Below are 18,044 nucleotides of genomic sequence, written 5' to 3'. Positions count from 1 at the left end.
CCCGTACCCATTTCCGCCTAGCCAGCAGCTCGCGCCGCACATTGCGCCATGGCGGGCGTCCCGGTGCCCTGCGTGGCAGCGGCGGACCACGCCATGGCGCTGCATGGCTGCAGGCAGGGTTGGGCTGAGCTTCCGCGCTCATGCGATGCCCCGGTCCGCAGGACGCTTCGCATCACACCTATAGCGCAGCCCCTGCGGCCATCGGCAATGCGAGGTAGCTGCTGCCTTGCCCCCCGCAGCGCCCCCCGCAGGCCGTCGACAAGATGCGAAGCCTGCGTGAACCGCATGCCTTGTCGCGCGGCTCCCGCTTCGCAAGTCGATTGCGCCGCCCCCCGTGCACGCCTGCGATTGCAGCGAAGAACAGCCATCTCACATGCCATGTTTCCAAGGTGAATCACGCGGCCGCGCGAGCCCGCAGCCCCCTGCACACAAGGGTTTGCAGGGACTGCCTGTGGAACCTGCCGGCACTCCCGCGGCCCTGGCGCACTTCGCAATGTTTCGATCCGGAAACGGTGCCTCGGCAGAAGCCGTTCTCATCCGTCAGTCTGGCCGTCGCCAGAAAAAGGGGATTGAAGCAGCCAGGAGGACTACCGACTGCAACGAATGCCGACCTTCGGCGCGAACGGTGCCTCATGCTTTTGGATGAAGTTGCCGCCCTCTTTCGTCTGCGCGGCCCACTTGAGCACTTCCCGCGATCTAGGACATCCGTAGCGGGGTCCGGAATGGCTTGCAAGACCCGCGTTTCCACCCAGCAACGAAGCGTGGCCGAAAGGCCGCCTGCAGCCCCGCCGAGCCTGCGGCTACCGCGCATCGCTACCCGCAAACCCTTGTGGCACAACGGTTTCCACTGACCTGGCCTGGCGTTTGCCTATGTCAGGCACGCGGCACCGCAGTCCTGGCTGCCGCGATGCCAGCGCAACGTTCGCCGGCATCAGGTTCAAAAATATACGGGGAGCTTCACCATGCCAGTCGCACGCCAACCTGCGATGCCACACCGGAATATCGGCCACGCTGCTGCTGCCAGGGGCACCAGCAGCGCACCGTTCCGTTGCCTGGCTCGCGCAGGCCATGTGCAGCACGCCGCGCGGTGCATGCATGCGTCGGCACAGCGCCGGCTGCAGTCACGCAACCCACGCGGTGTGCATGGCGGTCCCGGCCAGTGGCCATTTCACGCCTGCGCAATCTGCGCGCCGCCCTGCTGCCGGATTTCCAGGCATTGCTATCCGATGCCGTTGTTGCCTCATCCGCAGTTCCAAAGTACTGCACAGCTTGTTCCCAACCAAAGGAGTTTGTCATGCAAAACCTGACCACCATGATCAAGCAATTCATCCGTGATGAAGACGGTGTGACCGCCATTGAATATGGTCTGATTGCCGCACTCATCGCAGTTGTCATCATCGTTTCGGTGACGCTGATTGGCACGAACCTGAACCTCATCTTCAAGTACATCGGCGATACCCTCACCAACGCCGTACCTGCGTCCTGATCACCGAGCCGCACGCATGGCCGCCCTGTTCCGGACGGCCATGCGGCACGGACTCCCACCCGACACACCAACACCAACACCAGCACCGGAGACGCCAAATGTTGAAGCTCATCGCCAGGTCAAAAGATTTTCTGCGCGACGACCGGGGTGTCTCCTCTATCGAATACGCATTGCTCGGCAGTCTGATCGCAATGGCAATTGTCGTTTCCGTCGCCACGCTCAGCAATGCCGTGAAAGCCATGTACGAGTTGATCGCCTCCAGCATGCCCTGATCTATCCGACCAGCGCACGCCCCGGACACAACCCAAGCTACCCGCCACTATCGCCATGCAAGCCGCCACTGCCCTCGCCCCCCTCGTTGGCCCCGCCACGATCGGCATCGTGCTCACAGCCGCGGCCATCGACCTGGACCGCCGCCGCATTCCCAACTGGCTGACCTTCGGCGCCTGGATCGCTGCGCTGCCCGTGATGGCAGCAATTCATGGCCCTGCCGCCGGCTCGCTGGCGTGGCTCTATGGCTGGACGGTGGGCCTGGTGCTGTTTCTGCCGTTCTACCTGATGCGCGGCATGGCGGCCGGCGACGTCAAGCTGATGGCAGCCGTGGGCGCCTGGCTCGGCGGCAGCATGGCGCTGAAGATCGCACTGGCAACCTGCGTGATTGGCGGGGCCTGGGCGTTGCTACAGGTGCTTGCCACAGGACAGGGACGCTCGACCCTCGCCCGCGTGGGCCACATGCTAATTGCCGCCCTGGTACCCGGTTCCCGGCCGATGCAACCGCAAGCCGAGGCGTCAGCCGGCTCCATGCCTTACGGCGTAGCGATTGCCGCCGGGACGCTGACGATGCTCTTTGCCGGCACATGACACAAGCCACAAGCGACACCACGCGCCGACCAGTCACGGGCGCCTGCGGGAACGAGAACACACTGACCAGCGAACAGGGGATGGCAATGAACGAGCATCACGACTCAGGTCACGCACCACGGCTCCTTGAGCCCGTCGCGATCGGCAGGAATGTCCATGCCGAGCATGGCACGCTGCCGGTGCCGCCCTGGCACGTGCTGCCGCGCACGATTGTCGATACCGGCCTGGAGATCGCACAGTTGCTCGGGCTGCTGATGAAGGCCGCCTACCAGCACCGCACCGTCACGCTGGCAGTACTGACCGACACGCTCAAGCTGCCGGCATTGGTGGTCAATGAAATCGCGGCCGTCGCCGTGCGCGAGCGCCTGCTGGAGATCGCGCACCGCGGCGCCAGCGACCTGGATGTGCGCTTCCGGCTCACCGACGCCGGCTATACCCGCGCGGCGGAAGCCTCGGCGCGCTGCAGCTATGTCGGCACTGCGCCGGTCACGCTGGACGCATACCTCGATGCCGTCAAGCGCCACTCGGTCAACCAAGCTTCCGTGACCAAGGCGGACGTTACTGCCGCCTTCCATGACCTGGTGATCCCGGTCCACCTGCTCGACGCAATCGGCATGGCGCTGAACACCTGCCGCGCGCTGATGATCTACGGCCCGGCCGGCAGCGGCAAGACCTACCTAGCGCAACGACTGGGCACATTATTGCCCGGTGCCGTGCCGGTGCCGCATGCCATCACCGTCGCCGGCGAAATCATCCAGGTGTTCGATCCGCTGGTTCATGTGCCGTTCGACGACAGCGAAGCCTCGCTGGCGCGCCGCTCGCTGGACCGCCGCTGGGTCCTGTGCCATCGCCCGGTAGTGCTGTCCGGCGGCGAGCTGACGCTGTCCATGCTGGACCTGCGCTATGACCGTGTCTCCGGCTTCTACCAGGCGCCTCCTCACATGAAGGCCAACAACGGCATCTACATCATCGATGACCTGGGCCGCCAGCTGGTTGGCGTCAGCGACCTGCTGAACCGCTGGATCGTGCCGCTGGATCGCGGCATTGACATGTTCACGCTGCAAACCGGCGTGCGCTTCTCGGTGCCGTTCGATGTCTGGCCAGTGTTCTCGACCAACCTCGAACCGTCGGAGCTGGGCGACGACGCCTTCCTGCGCCGGCTCGGCAGCAAGCTCTACGTGGGCCCGCTGTCGGTCGACGACTACCGCGAAGTCTATCAACGCACCGCCGCTGGCTTCGGACTGGCCAGCACAGATGCGATGTTCGATTTCCTGGTCGACAGCCTGCACTACGCCAGCGATACGCCGCTGCTGGCCTGCATCCCGCGCGACCTGCTGCGCCTGGTGGACTCGGGCGTGCGCTACCACGGTCAGCCCGCGCAGGTCACCGAGGCAGGCCTGCTGTCTGCATGGCAAGGCTATTACGGGCTGCGCGCCTCGGCCGACGCCATGCCATCGCTGGGCGCTGGCCATCGATGGCCAGATGACCAGCGCGCCGCAAGCTGAACTGCACCACCGAATCATCGGACAACTGTAGGGGGAGAATCATCATGAAAAACACACGCGCAATCCTGATGCTGCTGATTGCCCTTGTCGCCGGCGTGGCGGCAGTGGTCTCCGCGTCGCGATGGCTGGTCCAGCAGTCGTCCAGTTCGGTCAGGCAGGTGGTCGTCGCCGCAAATGACCTCAACCTCGGCCAGCCGCTCAACGGCAGCCAGCTGCGCATGGTCAGCTGGCCGACAGGCAGCGTGCCGCCCGGCGCGTTTGAAGACATGAAGGCGCTGGAGGGCCGCGTGGTCCGCACCAGCCTGCAGCGCGGCGAGCCCGTCCTCGACGCCAAGCTGGCGCCGGTGGGCACCAAGGGTGGCTTGTCCGCCGTGATCAATGACGGCAAGCGTGCCATCACGGTCCGCGTCAACGACGTGGTGGGCGTGGCCGGCTTCGCGCTGCCGGGCAACTACGTCGACGTGATCGTCAATACCAACGAAGAAGCCAAGACCGCGCAGAGCGGCAGCATCTCGAAGATCGTGCTCGAGAAGATCCTGGTGCTGGCGGTGGCACAGCAGGTCAGCCGCGACGACACCCAGCCCAAGGTGGTCAATGCGGTGACGCTGGAAGTCACCCCCGAACAGGCCGAGAAGCTCGACGTGGCGCGCAGCGTCGGCACGCTGTCGCTGGTGCTGCGCAACCAGATGGATGTGGCCGACATCAACACCGGCGGCGCCACCAAGGGAACGCTGCTTGGCAAGACACCGGAGGCACCGGCCAAGGTGGTGACCAAGACCGAGACGCGCACCGTAGTCAAGACTCGCACGGTGGCGGCGGCGCCCGCACGCTCGGGCAACTGCATCGGCGTGCTGGCAGGCATGCAGGGCGGCGTCGAGTGCTTCTGAGCACCTGCGCCAGGCATCCAACGAATTCTGAGCTGCAACACAGCCTCTCCGGGGGGAGATTCAAAATGAACCAGAAACGATCCGAAGCTGCTGGCGGCACCCGCATCCTGGTGCTTGCCGCCATCCTCTGCACGCCGCTGGCCGCCGCGGCACAGGCCGCCATCGAGGCCGGCAGCCTGACCAAGGCAACCGCACCGGCTGCCGCCAAGGCCCCCCAGGGCCCGATGCAGATGACCATCAGCATGACGCCCGGAGCCGCCGCGCCGGCCGCGTCGGCTCCGCCCGTGACTTCCGGGGATGCGCGCGGGCCCAACTGCACTGGCGCGATCCGCAGCGAATCAAGCGTGATGGTGCCGGTCGGCAAGTCACAGCTGATCACGCTGCAGGAGCCGGTGCGCAACCGCACGCTGGGCAATCCCAATGTGGTGCAGGCCACCATGGTGTCGCCGCAGACGCTCTACGTGCTGGGCCGCGCGGTGGGCACCACCAACATGATCGTGCAGGGCCGCAGCGGCTCTTGCAGCATCATCAACGTGGTGGTGAATGCCGACGCCGGCGGGCTGCAGACTTCGCTGGGTCAGCTGTTGCCCGGCGAGCCCGGCATCCGCGTCATGACCGCCGCCGATAACCTGGTGCTGACCGGCAGCGTCACCAATGCACAGACCGCGCAGCAAGCCATGGAAATCGCCCAGGCCTATGCCAATGCCGCGCAGGGCGGCGAAGGCAACAAGAAGGGCGGCGTGCTGAACATGCTGTCGGTGGATACCCCGCAGCAGGTCATGCTGGAAGTGAAGGTGGCAGAGGTGTCCAAGACGCTGCTGAACCAGCTCGGCTCGACGGTGAACCTGCAGGGCGGCTTCGGTTCCTGGAGCGGCGGGCTGGTGACTTCGCTGCTGACCGGCGCCTCGAGCGCGATCTTCGCCAGCAAGGCCAACAACCGGCCATTCGATATCGCCATCGACGCGCAAAAGAATGACAGCCTGGTCAAGATCCTGGCCGAGCCGAACCTGGTCACCATCAGCGGGCAGGAAGCCAGCTTCCTCGCAGGCGGCAAGATCTATATCCCGGTGGCGCAGGCCAATGTGCTGAACGGGGCCGGCACGGTCACGCTGCAGGAAGAAGAGTTCGGCGTCGGCCTGAAGTTCACGCCTACGGTGCTGGCCAACGGCCGCATTCACCTGAAGGTATCGCCGGAGGTGTCCGAGTTGTCGCCCACTGGCGCCACCATACGCGGCGGCACCCTGGCCGGCCAGTCGATCTTGCCGGTGATCACCACCCGCCGCGCCTCCACCACCGTGCAGATGCGCGACGGCGAGAGTTTTGCCATCGGCGGCTTGCTGACAGACAGCGCGCGCGGCTCGCTCAAGGCGCTGCCGGGTGCGGGCGAAGTGCCGGTGCTGGGCACGCTGTTCCGCAGCACGCAGTACCAGCAGGACCTGACCGAACTGGTGTTCGTCATCACGCCGCGGCTGGTCAAGCCGATGCAGACCAGCAACTACCCGCTGCCCACCGACAGCTTCTCCACACCCAACCCGCTGTCGCTGTACTTCATGGGCAATATGGAAGGCAGCGGCAAGCGTGCCCCGCAACCCGTGCCGGCACCGTCGCAGCCCGCCGCACCGGCCGCAGCACCCGCCACGCCGCCCACGGCACCGCGCAGCGAAGGCGCGCCCGGCACTTCGGTCTCGGCCGTGCCGAACGGCAAACCGCTGGATGAGCCCGCGCCGGCCGCACCGGAACCAGCCGCCGCCGCAAGCACGCGTCCGGCCCTGCCGGCCCCGGCGCCCGCCCGCAACACGGCGACGGCGGCCGCGCCCCCGGCCGAGGACACCACCGCGCGCATCGCCCGCATCGAGGCCACCGCCGCCCGCCTGGCCCAGGCCAGGGCCGCGGCTACTGCCGGCCGCACCGCATCGGGCGGCAACTGATCCGCCGCGCCACCTGCAGAACCGGAGAACGACCATGAACAAGACACTTAAGCTTTCGCGCGGCGCCGCCGCCCTGGTGCTCGGCAGCCTGGCCTGCCTGGGACTGTCGGCCTGCATGACCTCGACGCCGGTGTGGGACGGCCAGCGCGGCGTAGCGCTGGCCACCGTCACGCAGATGCAGATCATCAATCCCGACGCGCCTGCCGGGCTGCCCACTGTCACCGGTACCGATGGCAAGACGGCGGTGGCAGCGATGAAGAACTTCGACCGTTCGCTGTCAGGGAGCCAGCAAGGCGGCGCACCCTCCATGACTATCGACTTCGGCGCCGGCGGCTATGGCGGCGTGGGCCTGGGTGGCAACGGCCGCTGAGCACCGGAACCGCGGGAGACCATCATGTCTACATCGGGCTTCACACGATCCAGGCCGACGCGGCGCGCGCACCAGCGTGGCGCGGTTGCCATCATCGTGGGACTGTCGCTGGCGGTGCTGATCGGCTTTGTCGGGCTGGCGCTCGATCTGGGCAAGCTCTATGTAACCAAGAGCGAGCTGCAGAACAGCGTCGATGCCTGCGCGCTGGCTGCTGCGCGCGATGTAACGGGCGCCACGCCGCTGCTCGTTTCCGAGGCGGCCGGCCTGGCCACCGGCACGAGCAACGCTGCCATGTTCCAGGGCAAGGCAGTGGAAATGTTCGAGAATCTCAACGTCTCATATAGCGATACACCTGACAGCACCTTCTACACCAAGAACGACGTTCCGTACCCGCTGGACAAGGTGAAGTACGTGAAATGCACCGCCGAGCGCACGGGCATTGCCCACTGGTTCATCCATATGCTCAACCTGCTGCCGGGGATCGATATCAAGGCCAGTACCGTCAATGCCATGGCTGTCGCCACCACCACCAGCGCGCAAGCCGCCTGTGCCATCCCGGTTTATGTCTGCTCGCCGCCAACGGCGAATCCGGCGAAGACCGCGTACAACCGGGGCGACTGGATCAAGTCCAGGGTCGATCCGAGCGACCCATACGGTCCTGGCAGCTTTGGCTGGGCTGACCTTTCGCCTCCGGCAGGCGGCGCTTCTGAACTGGCCGATCTGCTTGCCGGCAGCGGACAGTGCGACCTGCCGGTGGTGGGCTCCAAGGTGGGCGAGCCAGGCAGCATCGCATCGCTGATCGCGGCGTGGAATACCCGCTTCGGGATCTATACCGGCTCATACAAGGGACCGAAGGACGGGGCACCCGACTTTACCGGCTATGCCTACACCACGACCACGTGGAATGCGCCGAACGGTGGCAACGCCTACCCTGACTTTATCCAGAAGCGGGCAATCAACGAGCCATTCCAGACTGATAGTGGGTTGGACATCAAGGGCACTCCATCACCCAGGCCGGTGCATCAGGCCGGCGCCGATCGCAGGTTGGTACAGGTGCCGATGGTGAACTGCAATGACCTTGCCGAGGACAAGCAAGCTACGGTGATCGCCTGGACCTGCATGCTGATGGTAGAGCCAATGCAGGAACAGAGCGCAAAGGCTGTGACCACCCTCGAATATCTGGGCGACTCGAAGGACCCCACCAGCCCGTGCGCGACCCAGGGCGTGCCCGGGTCCAGTACGGGCCCAGGCCCCCGTGTGCCGGTGCTGGTGCAATAGGAGCGAATCATGGCGCAATGCAGGCAGCACAGGAGCAAGCTGCGCGGGGTGGTCGCGGTGGAGTTCGCACTGGTCCTGGTGCCCTTGCTGATCCTGGTGACCGGGGTGGCGGAGTACGGGCGCGCGATCTACCAGTACAACGCCCTGACCAAGGCCACGCGCGATGCGGCACGCTTCCTTTCGCAATATGCGCCCAGCGAGCCGAACTACCCGGTTGACCAGGCGAAATGCATCGCCGTCTATGGCAAGACCACCTGCGGTGGCGCGGCACTTGTGAAAGGCCTCAGTACGTCGATGGTGGTCGTCTGTGACCGCGTTGACTCGACCGGCTGCGGCAGCAAGCAGTTTGCCAACGTCGCCATCTACGAGGGGGGCGACAGTTCACGCCCGCCGGCGGGCACCATCAATCTGGTTGAAGTGAAGATCTCGGGCTTTACCTACTCGCCAATCCAGTCCTACCTCAAGGTGGGAGCCCTGGCGTTCTCCGATATCGCAACGGTAATGAGGCAGGTGCTATGACTCCAATCCGTGCCATGCACCCGCGTTCACGCCAGGCCGGCGCAACCGCCATCGAATTCGCCCTGGTTGCCAGCATCTTCTTCATGCTGCTGATCGGCATTGCCGAGTTCTCCCGTGTGCTTTTTTACTGGAACACCGCCGGTGAGGTGACCCGGCTGGGTGCACGCATCGCGGTGGTTTGCGACGCCAAAGACACCGCCATCAAGGCCAAGATGACCCAGCTGATGCCCCTGCTGAAGGCCACCAATATTCAGGTCGCCTACGAACCAAGCGGCTGCGACGCTGACGCCAATGCCGCGCGCAGTTCCTGCCGCTCGGTCACCGTCAGCGTGGCCGACGTCTCGGTCAAGACCTTTATTCCGGTCGTTCCGATTACGGTGTCGATGCCGTCGTTCTCAACCACGTTGCCGCGGGAGAGCCTGGACTCTTCCACCAGCGGCCCGATCTGCAACTAGCGCGCATGAACCAGGAGCACACCATGCTCAGAATTCTGATCGTTTCCGAAGACGCCGACCGGCTTGCCGAGATCAACCGGCTCAGCGCCGTAATTGGCAACTTCCAGGCCATGACGCTGCAGGAGGGCCTGTCGCGTATCCCGTTCCATGCCAGCCGGCTGCGCATGGCCGACCTGCTCATCCTGGAACTGCCGGCCATCAATGCCTCGCAGATGCAGGCCATCGAGACGCTGCGCCAGCAACACCCTGAACTGCCCTGCATCCTGATCACGCAGGCGCCCAGCTCCGAGGTGCTGATCAAGGCCATGCGCGCCGGCATCCGCGATGTGCTGTCGTGGCCGCTGGACAAGGGACAGCTGGCCGAGGCGCTCAAGCGCGTGGAAGCCGGCCATGTGCCGCGTGCGCAAGAGACCGGACAGGTGATTTCGGTAATCTCGTGCAAGGGCGGCGCGGGTACCAGCTTCGTTGCGGCCAACCTGGGCGATGCGCTGGCCCGGCACCTTGACAAGCGCGTGCTGGTGGTGGACCTGAACCGGCACTTCGGCGACCTGACCTATATCGTCAGCGACAAGACCCCGCCCTCCACACTGCCCGATATCTGCAGCCAGATCGACCGTATGGATGCCGCCTTCCTGGAAGCCTGCCTGGTGCATGTGGACAACGGTTTCGACGTGCTGGCGGGTGCGGCCGATCCGATCAAGGCCAGCCAGATCCAGAAGGACAAGCTGGAGTGGATCCTGTCGGTGGTGCAGCCGGCCTATGACTTCGTGATCTTCGACCTGGGCCAGAGCATCGACCCATTGTCGATCGGCGTGCTGGACCACAGCGACCGCATCTGCGTGGTGGCCGAGCCAGCCATCTCTTTCGGGCGACCGGGCCGTCGGCTGCTCGATATCCTGCGTGCGCTGCACTACCCCACCGACAAGGTCCGGCTGGTGCTGAACCGCACCGGCCGCAAGAACGAGATGCCGCGCGCAACGATGGAGGAGATCTTCGGCATGAAGGCCGCATTTACCCTGCCCGACGACCCCGCCGCCGTGGATGAGGCCGTCAGCCACGGCGAGCCTGTCGCCAAGCTGAGCCGGCGCAGCGCCATGGCGCGCGCGCTGCAGGCCATGGCCACGCAGCTGTGCGCCACGCCGGAAGCCGAGCGGCGCAGCAGGCCCGAAGTGGTATCGCCGCTGCGCAGGCTGATGCTGCGCGCGCGGAGCACCTGAATACCCAGACAACGGCCAGCCAGGACGGCGGCCAACCGAAGCCGATAACGAGGAGCTCATCATGTCCATTCGCGAACAGCTGGCCAATGCCGGGCCCGCCTTCACTGCCAACGGCAACGCCGCAATCCAGTTTGCGACCTCGGCAGCCTCCGTGTCGGGCGGCTACCACCAACTCAAGCGCGACGTGCACGAGACCGTGCTGGACCGCGTGGAGCTGGAGCGGCTGGCGCGCTATCCGCAGGAGCAGGTGAGGCAGGAGATCGCTGCGCTGGTCAACCTGATCATCGACGAACAGAAAGTGCTGCTCAACGAAAACGAGCGGCGCCAGCTGACGGTTGAGATCTACGACGAGATGTTCGGCTTCGGCCCGCTCGAGCCCCTGCTTCAGGATCCCACCGTGTCGGACATCCTGGTCAACACCGCACGCCAGACCTATGTGGAGCGGCGCGGCAAGCTGGAACTGACCGACGTGGTGTTCTACGACGACGCGCACCTGATGAAGGTGATCGAGAAGATCGTGTCGCGCGTGGGGCGCCGCATCGACGAGACCAGCCCGATGGTCGACGCACGCCTGCCGGACGGCTCGCGCGTCAACGCCATTATCCCGCCCTCTGCCATCGACGGCCCGCTGCTGTCGATCCGCCGCTTTTCCGTGAATCCGCTGCAGGTGTCCGACCTGGTGAACCTGCGCAGCCTGACGCCGCCGATGGCGCAGCTGTTGCAGGCGCTCTCGCAGGCCAAGGTCAACGTGCTGGTGTCGGGCGGCACCGGCAGCGGCAAGACCACGCTGCTGAACATCCTGTCGGGCTTTATCCCGGAAGACGAGCGCGTGGTCACCATCGAGGATGCGGCCGAACTGCAGCTGCGCCAGCCCCATGTGCTGCGGCTGGAAACGCGGCCGCCCAATATCGAGGGCAAGGGCGAGATCACCCAGCGCGCACTGGTGCGCAACGCACTGCGCATGCGCCCCGACCGCATCATCCTGGGCGAAGTGCGCGGCGGCGAGGCGCTGGACATGCTCAATGCAATGAACACCGGCCACGAGGGCTCGCTCACCACGATCCACGCCAACACCCCGCGCGACGCGCTGACGCGCCTGGAGAACATGGTCAGCATGGCCGGCCTGACCATGCCGGCCAAGGCCATGCGCCAGCAGATCGCCTCGGCCATCACGGTGATCGTGCAGGCGGCGCGCATGACCGACGGCCGGCGCAAGATCATCAGCATCCAGGAGATCACCGGCATGGAGGGCGACATCATCAATATGCAGGAGATCTTCACCTTCCAGCGCACGGGCGTGGACAAGGATGGCACGGTCCGCGGCAATTTCCGGGCGACCGGGGTGTATCCCAAGTTCGCCGAGCGGCTGCGCGTGTTCGGCGTGGGGCTGCCGGATGAGACCTATGATCCGGCCAAGCGCTTCGAAGTCTGATCCGCCTGGCACGATACAACAACAAACAATTCCGGGGAGCTACACATGAGCACGATCTTCTACGCCTTCGGCATTCTGCTGTTCGTGGCCGTGGTGCTCTGCGTCGAAGGCATTTACCTGTGGTGGAGCAACGCCCATGGCCCCGCGGCCAGGCGCATCGAGGCGCGGCTGCGGGCGCTGTCGGCGGGAGGACATGTCAGCGCAGAGCAGTTGTCCATCCTGAAGAAGCGCATGCTGGCGGGCTCGCCGCGCTTGCAGAAGTGGCTGATGAGCGTGCCCCGCGTGGGCACGCTGGACCGGTGGCTGGAACAATCCGGCAGCACCTGGTCGGTGGCGCAACTGCTGGGCTACTGCGCGATGGTGGCGCTGTGCACGGTGGCACTGATTCCGCTGTTGCCGATACCGGGACCGCTGGTGCTCGCCGGCGCGGCGCTGGCCGCCATGCTGCCAGTGCTGCATGTGATGCGTCTGCGCGGCAAGCGGATCAAGAAGATGGAGGCACAGCTGGCTGATGCCGTCGACATGATCAGCCGTGCCCTGCGCGCCGGGCACTCGTTCAGCGGCGCGCTCGGCATGGTCGGGCAGGAAATGAAGGCCCCGATCGGGCCGGAGTTCCGCACAACCTTCGAGGAAATCAATTATGGCGTGGCGCTGGACGAGGCCATGACCAACCTTGCCATCCGGGTGCCGGTGGGCGACCTGCGCTATTTCGTGATCGCGGTGCTGATCCAGCGTGAAAGCGGCGGCAACTTGGCGGAGATCCTCGACACCATCGGCACGATGGTGCGCGAGCGGCTGAAGCTGTTCGACAAGATCCGTGTGCTGTCGGCAGAAGGCAAGATGTCTGCGTGGGTGCTGGGGTTGCTGCCCTTCTGCACTGCCGGACTGATCCTGGTGGTCAATCCAGGCTTCATGAAGGTGCTGTGGGAAGACCCACTCGGCTTGCGCATGATCGGCGGCGCAGTAGTCTCGATGACCTTTGGTGTGCTGTGGATGCGCAAGATCATCCGAATCCGGGTCTGAAGGCGCAATGCACGGTACCGGTACATGCAGTGCTCGAAGAAGCAGGGCTTGGACAGCCATCCTGACGGGAGTCCATCATGCAAGGCATTATCCAGGGGTTTCAGGCAGACCAGTTGGTCGTGCTCGCGCTGATCTTCGTGGCGGCGTTCGGCACAGTGTTGGGGATGCTGTACGTGTTTTCGCCCAACCGCTTGCGCGGGCGGGCGGAGCAAATGGCAGGCCAGGCGGGCCAGCTCGGGGCTGATCCTGGCAAGCAGAATGCGCTATTCGAAAAGCTGGTGCAATGGGCGCAGCCGGTATCGCGGCTGTCACTGCCCAAGGAAGGCTGGGAGGGCTCGCAGCTGCGCGTGCGCTTCATGAACGCCGGCTGGCGCAATGCCAGTGCCGCACCACTCTACTTTGGGGCCAAGACCGTTCTGGCCATCGCCCTGCCGATGATCGGGCTGCTGGCAGCCACCGGCCAGCCGGGGCTGCAGGACCGGAACATCATGTTCGTGTTGCTGGCGGTGCTGGGTGCGATCGGCTACTACCTGCCCAACGTCGTTCTCGCACGCAAGGTCGCGCAACGCCAGCGTACGGTGTTCGAAGAGTTCCCGGACGTGATCGATCTGCTGACCGTCTGCGTGGAAGCCGGCCTCGGGCTCGATGCGGCGCTGATGCGCGTGGCCGACGAGCTGGCGCTGCGCTGCCCGGTGCTGGCCGATGAGCTCCAGCTGTTGCTGCTGGAGCTGCGCTCGGGCTTCTCTAAGGAGAAGGCGCTGTCGAACCTGTCGGTGCGCACCGGCGTGGAAGACGTGGACAAGTTCGCCTCCATGCTTATCCAGGCCGACCGATTCGGCACCAGCCTGGGCGAGTCCCTGCGCGTACTGTCCGACATGCTGCGCACCAAGCGCCGCATGCGGGCCGAGGAGCAAGCCGCCAAGATCGCGCTCAAGCTGCTGTTCCCGCTGATCTTCACCATCTTCCCGTCGCTGTTGCTGGTGCTGCTCGGGCCAGCCTTTATCCAGATCTATCGCGTCCTGCTGCCGACCATGGGCGGACAGGGAGGGTAGTACTTCCGGGAAACCGCGATCGTTTCCCCCGGCTGTCTCCCGGTGCAATGCCGGCTAGACAGTCACTTGCCCGGACCTGGTTCCGGGCTTTTTTGCTTGCTGGCGGGATCCGCGGGACTTGACCAGACGGGCTGGCTTCTTAAGAATGCAGGCAACCGCCTGCCGCCGTAGCGGCCCATGCAGCGAGCCCCATGCGCCTTTCGGAGTCCCCATGAAGCTACGCATCCTGAGCGACCTCCATATCGAGCACAACATGCCGCAGTCCGTGCCCGACTGCGACGCCGCCATCGTGGTGCTGGCCGGCGACATCGCCAACGGGCGCGACGGCATCGACTGGGCCGCGCGCACCTTCAGCCAGCCGGTGGTCTACGTGCCCGGCAATCACGAATACTACGAAAGCAACTTCGATACCGTGGATCGCCTGATGGCCGAAGCCACCGAGGCGCACCCAGGCATACAGGTGCTCAATGGCACAGTGGCCGAATTCAACGACGCCCACGGACGGGTACGCATCATCGGCACCACCTGGTGGACTGACTACTCCCTGTTCGGGACCGACCGGCGCGATGACGCGATGCAGGCTTGCGCGGCGGTGATGCTGGACCATCGGCTGATCGAACTCCACGGCGACGACGGCCATCCACGACATTTCACGCCCCAGGACGCGCTGGCGCGCCACCAGGCCGCGTCGGCCTGGCTGGCGGAGCAGCTGGCGCAACCCTACGATGGCAAGACCGTGGTGGTCACGCACCACGGCCCTGACCTGGGCAGCCTGGACCCGCGCTACTCGCACGACCTGGTCTCCGGCGGCTTCCTGTCGCGCCGGCCCGACCTGGTAGCAAAGGCGGACCTGTGGATCCACGGCCATACCCACACCAGCTTCGACTACTGCATCGATGATTCGCGCGTGGTCTGCAACCCCCGCGGCTACGTCAGCCGCCGCACCGGCGAGCTTGAAAACAAGCGCTTCGACTGGTGCTGCGTGGTCGAGATCTGACCCGGCCGCCCCAGCGAGAGCCTGCTGCCGCGCCCCAAACAAAAACCCCCGCGGGCTCGCGCCCGCGGGGGTTTTCCAAGACAGCCTGCCCTTGAGGGCAGTCGGTCGGCGATGAATTACATCATGCCTTCCATGCCGCCCATGCCGCCCATGCCGCCCGGCATTGCCGGAGCCGACTCTTCCTTCGGCGATTCGGCAACTGCGCAGTCGGTGGTCAGCATCAGCGAAGCCACCGAAGCGGCGTTCTGCAGTGCGGTGCGGGTGACCTTGGTCGGGTCCAGCACGCCCATTTCCACCAGGTCGCCGTACTCGCCCGAAGCGGCGTTGTAGCCGTAGTTGCCCTTGCCTTCGATAACCTTGGCAACGACCACCGAAGCTTCTTCACCGGCGTTCAGCACGATCTGGCGCAGCGGCTCTTCCATGGCGCGCAGCACGATCTTGATACCGGCGTTCTGGTCGGCGTTTTCGCCGGTCAGTGCCGAGATCGCAGCGCGGGCACGCAGCAGGGCCACACCACCGCCGGGGACGATGCCTTCTTCCACCGCAGCGCGGGTGGCGTGCAGGGCGTCTTCCACGCGGGCCTTCTTTTCCTTCATTTCGACTTCGGTGGCAGCGCCAACCTTGATCACGGCAACACCGCCGGCCAGCTTGGCCACGCGCTCTTGCAGCTTCTCACGGTCGTAGTCCGAGGTCGCTTCTTCGATCTGGGCGCGGATTTGCTTGACGCGGCCTTCGATCGCAGCTGCGTCGCCGGCGCCGTCGATGATGATGGTGTTTTCCTTGCCGATCTCGATGCGCTTGGCCTGGCCCAGGTCGTTCAGGCCAGCCTTTTCCAGCGTCAGGCCGATTTCTTCAGCGATGACGGTGCCGCCGGTCAGGATGGCGATGTCTTCCAGCATGGCCTTGCGGCGGTCGCCGAAGCCCGGGGCCTTGACGGCGGCGGTCTTCAGGATGCCACGGATGTTGTTGACCACCAGGGTCGCCAGGGCTTCGCCCTCGACGTCTTCAGCGACGATCAGCAGCGGGCGGCCGGCCTTGGCCACTTGCTCCAGCACCGGCAGCAGGTCGCGGATGTTGCTGATCTTCTTGTCGAACAGCAGCACGAACGGGCTGTCCAGCTGGACAACCTGCTTTTCCGGGTTGTTGATGAAGTACGGCGACAGGTAGCCGCGGTCGAACTGCATGCCTTCCACGACTTCCAGCTCGTCGGCCAGCGACTTGCCGTCTTCAACCGTGATCACGCCTTCCTTGCCGACCTTGTCCATGGCTTCGGCGATGCGCTCACCGATGGAGGTGTCGCTGTTGGCCGAGATCGCGCCAACCTGGGCGATTTCCTTGCTGGTGGTGGTGGGCTTGCTGACCTTCTTCAGCTCTTCCACGGCGGCGGCAACAGCCTTGTCGATGCCGCGCTTCAGGTCCATCGGGTTCATGCCGGCGGCAACGAACTTCATGCCTTCGCGCACGATCGACTGGGCCAGCACGGTTGCGGTGGTGGTACCGTCACCGGCGTTGTCGCTGGTCTTGGAAGCCACTTCCTTGACCATCTGGGCGCCCATGTTCTGCAGCTTGTCCTTCAGCTCGATTTCCTTGGCCACGGACACGCCGTCCTTGGTCACGGTCGGGCCGCCGAAGCTGCGCTCCAGCACCACGTTGCGGCCCTTCGGGCCCAGGGTCACCTTGACTGCGTTGGCGAGGATGTTCACGCCTTCGACCATCTTGGCACGTGCGGCGTCGCCGAACACTACGTCTTTAGCTGCCATTCTTGAATCTCCTGAAATCTGTACGGGGTGGCGGTCAGTTGGTGAATTACTTGTTCACCACGGCCATGATGTCTTCTTCGCGCATGACCAGCAGTTCCTGGCCTTCCACCTTCACGGCCTGGCCGGCGTACTTGCCGAACAGCACGCGGTCACCGACCTTGACGTCGAGGGCGATGTTGTTGCCCTTGTCATCCTTCTTGCCAGGACCGATTGCCAGCACTTCGCCTTGATCGGGCTTCTCGGCAGCGTTGTCGGGAATCACGATACCGGACGCGGTCTTGGTTTCGTTGTCCAGACGCTTCACGATCACGCGGTCGTGCAAAGGACGCAGATTCATACGGACTCCTAGATACAAAGTGAGTTTTTGATCACAAATCGGCCGGCTACCGAGGCGACGGCCGTCAGAAATGTTCAGGTGTCGCAGGAGGCTGTTAGCACTCACCCCTGACGAGTGCTAATTATAGGGACGGGGTAGGGGCATTTCAAGACGCGGGGGTGATGCGGGTTTTCCCGAGGGGCTGTCGATGCCTTGCGCGGCATGGGCTCCCGGCCGGCAACGACCCGCCTGTAGGAATAATCCCGGCACCCATTCGGGCGTGTGCCTGACAGCGCAACGTGGTGCCGCTGCCTAGACTGGGCTTGTCGCCGCGCGCCCGTCTTGGCCGGATGTACGGCGTACGCCGCGCCGAGCGCTTCCGTTGCCGGCGCCTCAGACAGCGACTCTGGAGGTATTCCATGGATACGAAACAGCCCGCTCGCCTTACCCGAATCGCCAGTGTGATTGCCGCAGGCCTGGCTGGCCTCAGCTGCGCTGCTGCGATTGCCCAGACAAGCGCCACCCCCGCCACTCCGGCCACCCCGGCCACGCCGGCAACCCCTGCTGCCCAGGGCATGCCCGCGACCCCGGCGACCCCGGCGATGCCAGCAACTTCTGCCACGCCGGCAGGCAGCCAGGGCGTGCCGCCGGGCATGACCCAGGTCGAACCGCCGAAGGACCCGCTGGTGGAACGCCGCGAGGCACGCCAGAAGGCCGCCGCCGAGTACAAGGCCAAGAAGAAGGCAGCCAAGGGTGAGTACAAGGAAGAAGTCGGCGCTGCCAAGCAGGAGCGCAAGGTAGAGAACAAGGCAGCAGATGCAACGGCCAAGCAGGAAATGGCCGCACCAAAGCAATAGCGCCAGCCTTTGCACGACGGGTGGCCGGGATCAACCGGCCACCTTCTTTTTGCCGGACATACCCCTCCCGTTTGTCCTTCGGCAGCACCCGGACCCTGGCG

General features: G+C 65.1%; 18 protein-coding genes. 16 read left to right on the top strand and 2 right to left on the bottom strand.

The window, feature by feature from the left end:
- The first annotated feature begins 1,294 nt into the window (after positions 1 to 1,294).
- The 15 genes from AC3WON_RS24620 to AC3WON_RS24550 all read left to right on the top strand — a co-directional run bounded on the left by AC3WON_RS24620 (position 1,295) and on the right by AC3WON_RS24550 (position 15,010).
- Positions 1,295 to 1,486, top strand: a complete 192-nt coding sequence (locus AC3WON_RS24620; protein ID WP_492317516.1) for a Flp family type IVb pilin — start codon at positions 1,295 to 1,297, stop codon at positions 1,484 to 1,486.
- A gap of 98 nt (positions 1,487 to 1,584) precedes the next feature.
- The gene (locus AC3WON_RS24615; protein ID WP_492317517.1) at positions 1,585 to 1,758 is read left to right on the top strand and encodes a Flp family type IVb pilin; all 174 of its coding nucleotides are present in this window, start codon (positions 1,585 to 1,587) and stop codon (positions 1,756 to 1,758) included.
- A gap of 55 nt (positions 1,759 to 1,813) precedes the next feature.
- Positions 1,814 to 2,347: an A24 family peptidase gene (locus tag AC3WON_RS24610; protein WP_492317518.1), complete on the top strand. Its 534-nt coding sequence runs from the start codon at positions 1,814 to 1,816 to the stop codon at positions 2,345 to 2,347.
- Between the two features lie 86 nt (positions 2,348 to 2,433).
- Complete coding sequence (locus AC3WON_RS24605; protein WP_492317519.1) at positions 2,434 to 3,852, top strand: DUF8689 domain-containing protein; 1,419 nt, start codon at positions 2,434 to 2,436, stop codon at positions 3,850 to 3,852.
- Positions 3,853 to 3,896: 44 nt separating this feature from the next.
- Positions 3,897 to 4,739, top strand: coding sequence for a Flp pilus assembly protein CpaB (gene cpaB, locus AC3WON_RS24600; protein ID WP_492317520.1), 843 nt, complete (start codon positions 3,897 to 3,899; stop codon positions 4,737 to 4,739).
- 65 nt (positions 4,740 to 4,804) lie between these two features.
- Positions 4,805 to 6,667 carry a type II and III secretion system protein family protein gene (locus AC3WON_RS24595; protein WP_492317521.1) on the top strand — a complete coding sequence of 621 codons (1,863 nt, stop codon included), beginning with the start codon at positions 4,805 to 4,807 and terminating at the stop codon, positions 6,665 to 6,667.
- 34 nt (positions 6,668 to 6,701) lie between these two features.
- A complete protein-coding gene (locus tag AC3WON_RS24590; RefSeq protein ID WP_492317522.1) occupies positions 6,702 to 7,037 on the top strand; it encodes a hypothetical protein in 336 nt (111 codons plus the stop codon).
- Positions 7,038 to 7,061: 24 nt separating this feature from the next.
- Entirely contained in the window at positions 7,062 to 8,315 is a 1,254-nt protein-coding gene (locus tag AC3WON_RS24585) for a pilus assembly protein TadG-related protein (protein ID WP_492317523.1), read from the top strand.
- Positions 8,316 to 8,324: 9 nt separating this feature from the next.
- Positions 8,325 to 8,834, top strand: coding sequence for a TadE/TadG family type IV pilus assembly protein (locus tag AC3WON_RS24580; protein ID WP_492317524.1), 510 nt, complete (start codon positions 8,325 to 8,327; stop codon positions 8,832 to 8,834).
- Entirely contained in the window at positions 8,831 to 9,289 is a 459-nt protein-coding gene (locus tag AC3WON_RS24575) for a TadE/TadG family type IV pilus assembly protein (RefSeq protein ID WP_492352912.1), read from the top strand. The genes AC3WON_RS24580 and AC3WON_RS24575 overlap by 4 nt, the downstream gene beginning before the upstream one ends.
- A 23-nt stretch (positions 9,290 to 9,312) precedes the next feature.
- Positions 9,313 to 10,506, top strand: a complete 1,194-nt coding sequence (locus tag AC3WON_RS24570) for a CpaE/TadZ family protein (RefSeq protein WP_492352911.1) — start codon at positions 9,313 to 9,315, stop codon at positions 10,504 to 10,506.
- A 61-nt stretch (positions 10,507 to 10,567) separates the two neighbouring features.
- On the top strand, positions 10,568 to 11,938 hold the full coding sequence (locus tag AC3WON_RS24565) for a TadA family conjugal transfer-associated ATPase (RefSeq protein WP_492317527.1): 1,371 nt from the start codon (positions 10,568 to 10,570) through the stop codon (positions 11,936 to 11,938).
- A gap of 45 nt (positions 11,939 to 11,983) precedes the next feature.
- The gene (locus AC3WON_RS24560) at positions 11,984 to 12,961 is read left to right on the top strand and encodes a type II secretion system F family protein (RefSeq protein WP_492317528.1); all 978 of its coding nucleotides are present in this window, start codon (positions 11,984 to 11,986) and stop codon (positions 12,959 to 12,961) included.
- Positions 12,962 to 13,038: 77 nt separating this feature from the next.
- On the top strand, positions 13,039 to 14,013 hold the full coding sequence (locus tag AC3WON_RS24555; protein ID WP_492317529.1) for a type II secretion system F family protein: 975 nt from the start codon (positions 13,039 to 13,041) through the stop codon (positions 14,011 to 14,013).
- A 211-nt stretch (positions 14,014 to 14,224) separates the two neighbouring features.
- Positions 14,225 to 15,010 (top strand): metallophosphoesterase, encoded by a 786-nt coding sequence (locus AC3WON_RS24550; RefSeq protein WP_492352910.1) that lies wholly within the window; start codon positions 14,225 to 14,227, stop codon positions 15,008 to 15,010.
- Between the two features lie 116 nt (positions 15,011 to 15,126).
- Here AC3WON_RS24550 and groL read toward each other — a convergent pair whose 3' ends face one another.
- Both groL and groES read right to left on the bottom strand, forming a co-directional pair.
- On the bottom strand, positions 15,127 to 16,770 hold the full coding sequence (groL, locus tag AC3WON_RS24545) for a chaperonin GroEL (RefSeq protein WP_492317531.1): 1,644 nt from the start codon (positions 16,768 to 16,770) through the stop codon (positions 15,127 to 15,129).
- Positions 16,771 to 16,816: 46 nt separating this feature from the next.
- The gene (gene groES, locus AC3WON_RS24540; protein WP_010813047.1) at positions 16,817 to 17,107 is read right to left on the bottom strand and encodes a co-chaperone GroES; all 291 of its coding nucleotides are present in this window, start codon (positions 17,105 to 17,107) and stop codon (positions 16,817 to 16,819) included.
- Positions 17,108 to 17,505: 398 nt separating this feature from the next.
- On the opposite strand from groES, the gene AC3WON_RS24535 reads away from it, so the two are divergent.
- Complete coding sequence (locus AC3WON_RS24535) at positions 17,506 to 17,943, top strand: hypothetical protein (protein WP_492317532.1); 438 nt, start codon at positions 17,506 to 17,508, stop codon at positions 17,941 to 17,943.
- Positions 17,944 to 18,044 lie beyond the last annotated feature (101 nt).

The organism is Cupriavidus sp. FW305-46 (assembly GCF_058787075.1).
This window is presented reverse-complemented; position numbering and strand designations above follow the sequence as displayed.

What these genes read in the sequence shown, in the direction of transcription:
- AC3WON_RS24620 (WP_492317516.1), top strand. Translation starts at nt 1,295, where the DNA reads ATGCAAAACCTGACCACCATGATCAAGCAATTCATCCGTGATGAAGAC.
- AC3WON_RS24615 (WP_492317517.1), top strand. Translation starts at nt 1,585, where the DNA reads ATGTTGAAGCTCATCGCCAGGTCAAAAGATTTTCTGCGCGACGACCGG.
- AC3WON_RS24610 (WP_492317518.1), top strand. Translation starts at nt 1,814, where the DNA reads ATGCAAGCCGCCACTGCCCTCGCCCCCCTCGTTGGCCCCGCCACGATC.
- AC3WON_RS24605 (WP_492317519.1), top strand. Translation starts at nt 2,434, where the DNA reads ATGAACGAGCATCACGACTCAGGTCACGCACCACGGCTCCTTGAGCCC.
- cpaB (WP_492317520.1), top strand. Translation starts at nt 3,897, where the DNA reads ATGAAAAACACACGCGCAATCCTGATGCTGCTGATTGCCCTTGTCGCC.
- AC3WON_RS24595 (WP_492317521.1), top strand. Translation starts at nt 4,805, where the DNA reads ATGAACCAGAAACGATCCGAAGCTGCTGGCGGCACCCGCATCCTGGTG.
- AC3WON_RS24590 (WP_492317522.1), top strand. Translation starts at nt 6,702, where the DNA reads ATGAACAAGACACTTAAGCTTTCGCGCGGCGCCGCCGCCCTGGTGCTC.
- AC3WON_RS24585 (WP_492317523.1), top strand. Translation starts at nt 7,062, where the DNA reads ATGTCTACATCGGGCTTCACACGATCCAGGCCGACGCGGCGCGCGCAC.
- AC3WON_RS24580 (WP_492317524.1), top strand. Translation starts at nt 8,325, where the DNA reads ATGGCGCAATGCAGGCAGCACAGGAGCAAGCTGCGCGGGGTGGTCGCG.
- AC3WON_RS24575 (WP_492352912.1), top strand. Translation starts at nt 8,831, where the DNA reads ATGACTCCAATCCGTGCCATGCACCCGCGTTCACGCCAGGCCGGCGCA.
- AC3WON_RS24570 (WP_492352911.1), top strand. Translation starts at nt 9,313, where the DNA reads ATGCTCAGAATTCTGATCGTTTCCGAAGACGCCGACCGGCTTGCCGAG.
- AC3WON_RS24565 (WP_492317527.1), top strand. Translation starts at nt 10,568, where the DNA reads ATGTCCATTCGCGAACAGCTGGCCAATGCCGGGCCCGCCTTCACTGCC.
- AC3WON_RS24560 (WP_492317528.1), top strand. Translation starts at nt 11,984, where the DNA reads ATGAGCACGATCTTCTACGCCTTCGGCATTCTGCTGTTCGTGGCCGTG.
- AC3WON_RS24555 (WP_492317529.1), top strand. Translation starts at nt 13,039, where the DNA reads ATGCAAGGCATTATCCAGGGGTTTCAGGCAGACCAGTTGGTCGTGCTC.
- AC3WON_RS24550 (WP_492352910.1), top strand. Translation starts at nt 14,225, where the DNA reads ATGAAGCTACGCATCCTGAGCGACCTCCATATCGAGCACAACATGCCG.
- groL (WP_492317531.1), bottom strand. Translation starts at nt 16,770, where the DNA reads ATGGCAGCTAAAGACGTAGTGTTCGGCGACGCCGCACGTGCCAAGATG.
- groES (WP_010813047.1), bottom strand. Translation starts at nt 17,107, where the DNA reads ATGAATCTGCGTCCTTTGCACGACCGCGTGATCGTGAAGCGTCTGGAC.
- AC3WON_RS24535 (WP_492317532.1), top strand. Translation starts at nt 17,506, where the DNA reads ATGGATACGAAACAGCCCGCTCGCCTTACCCGAATCGCCAGTGTGATT.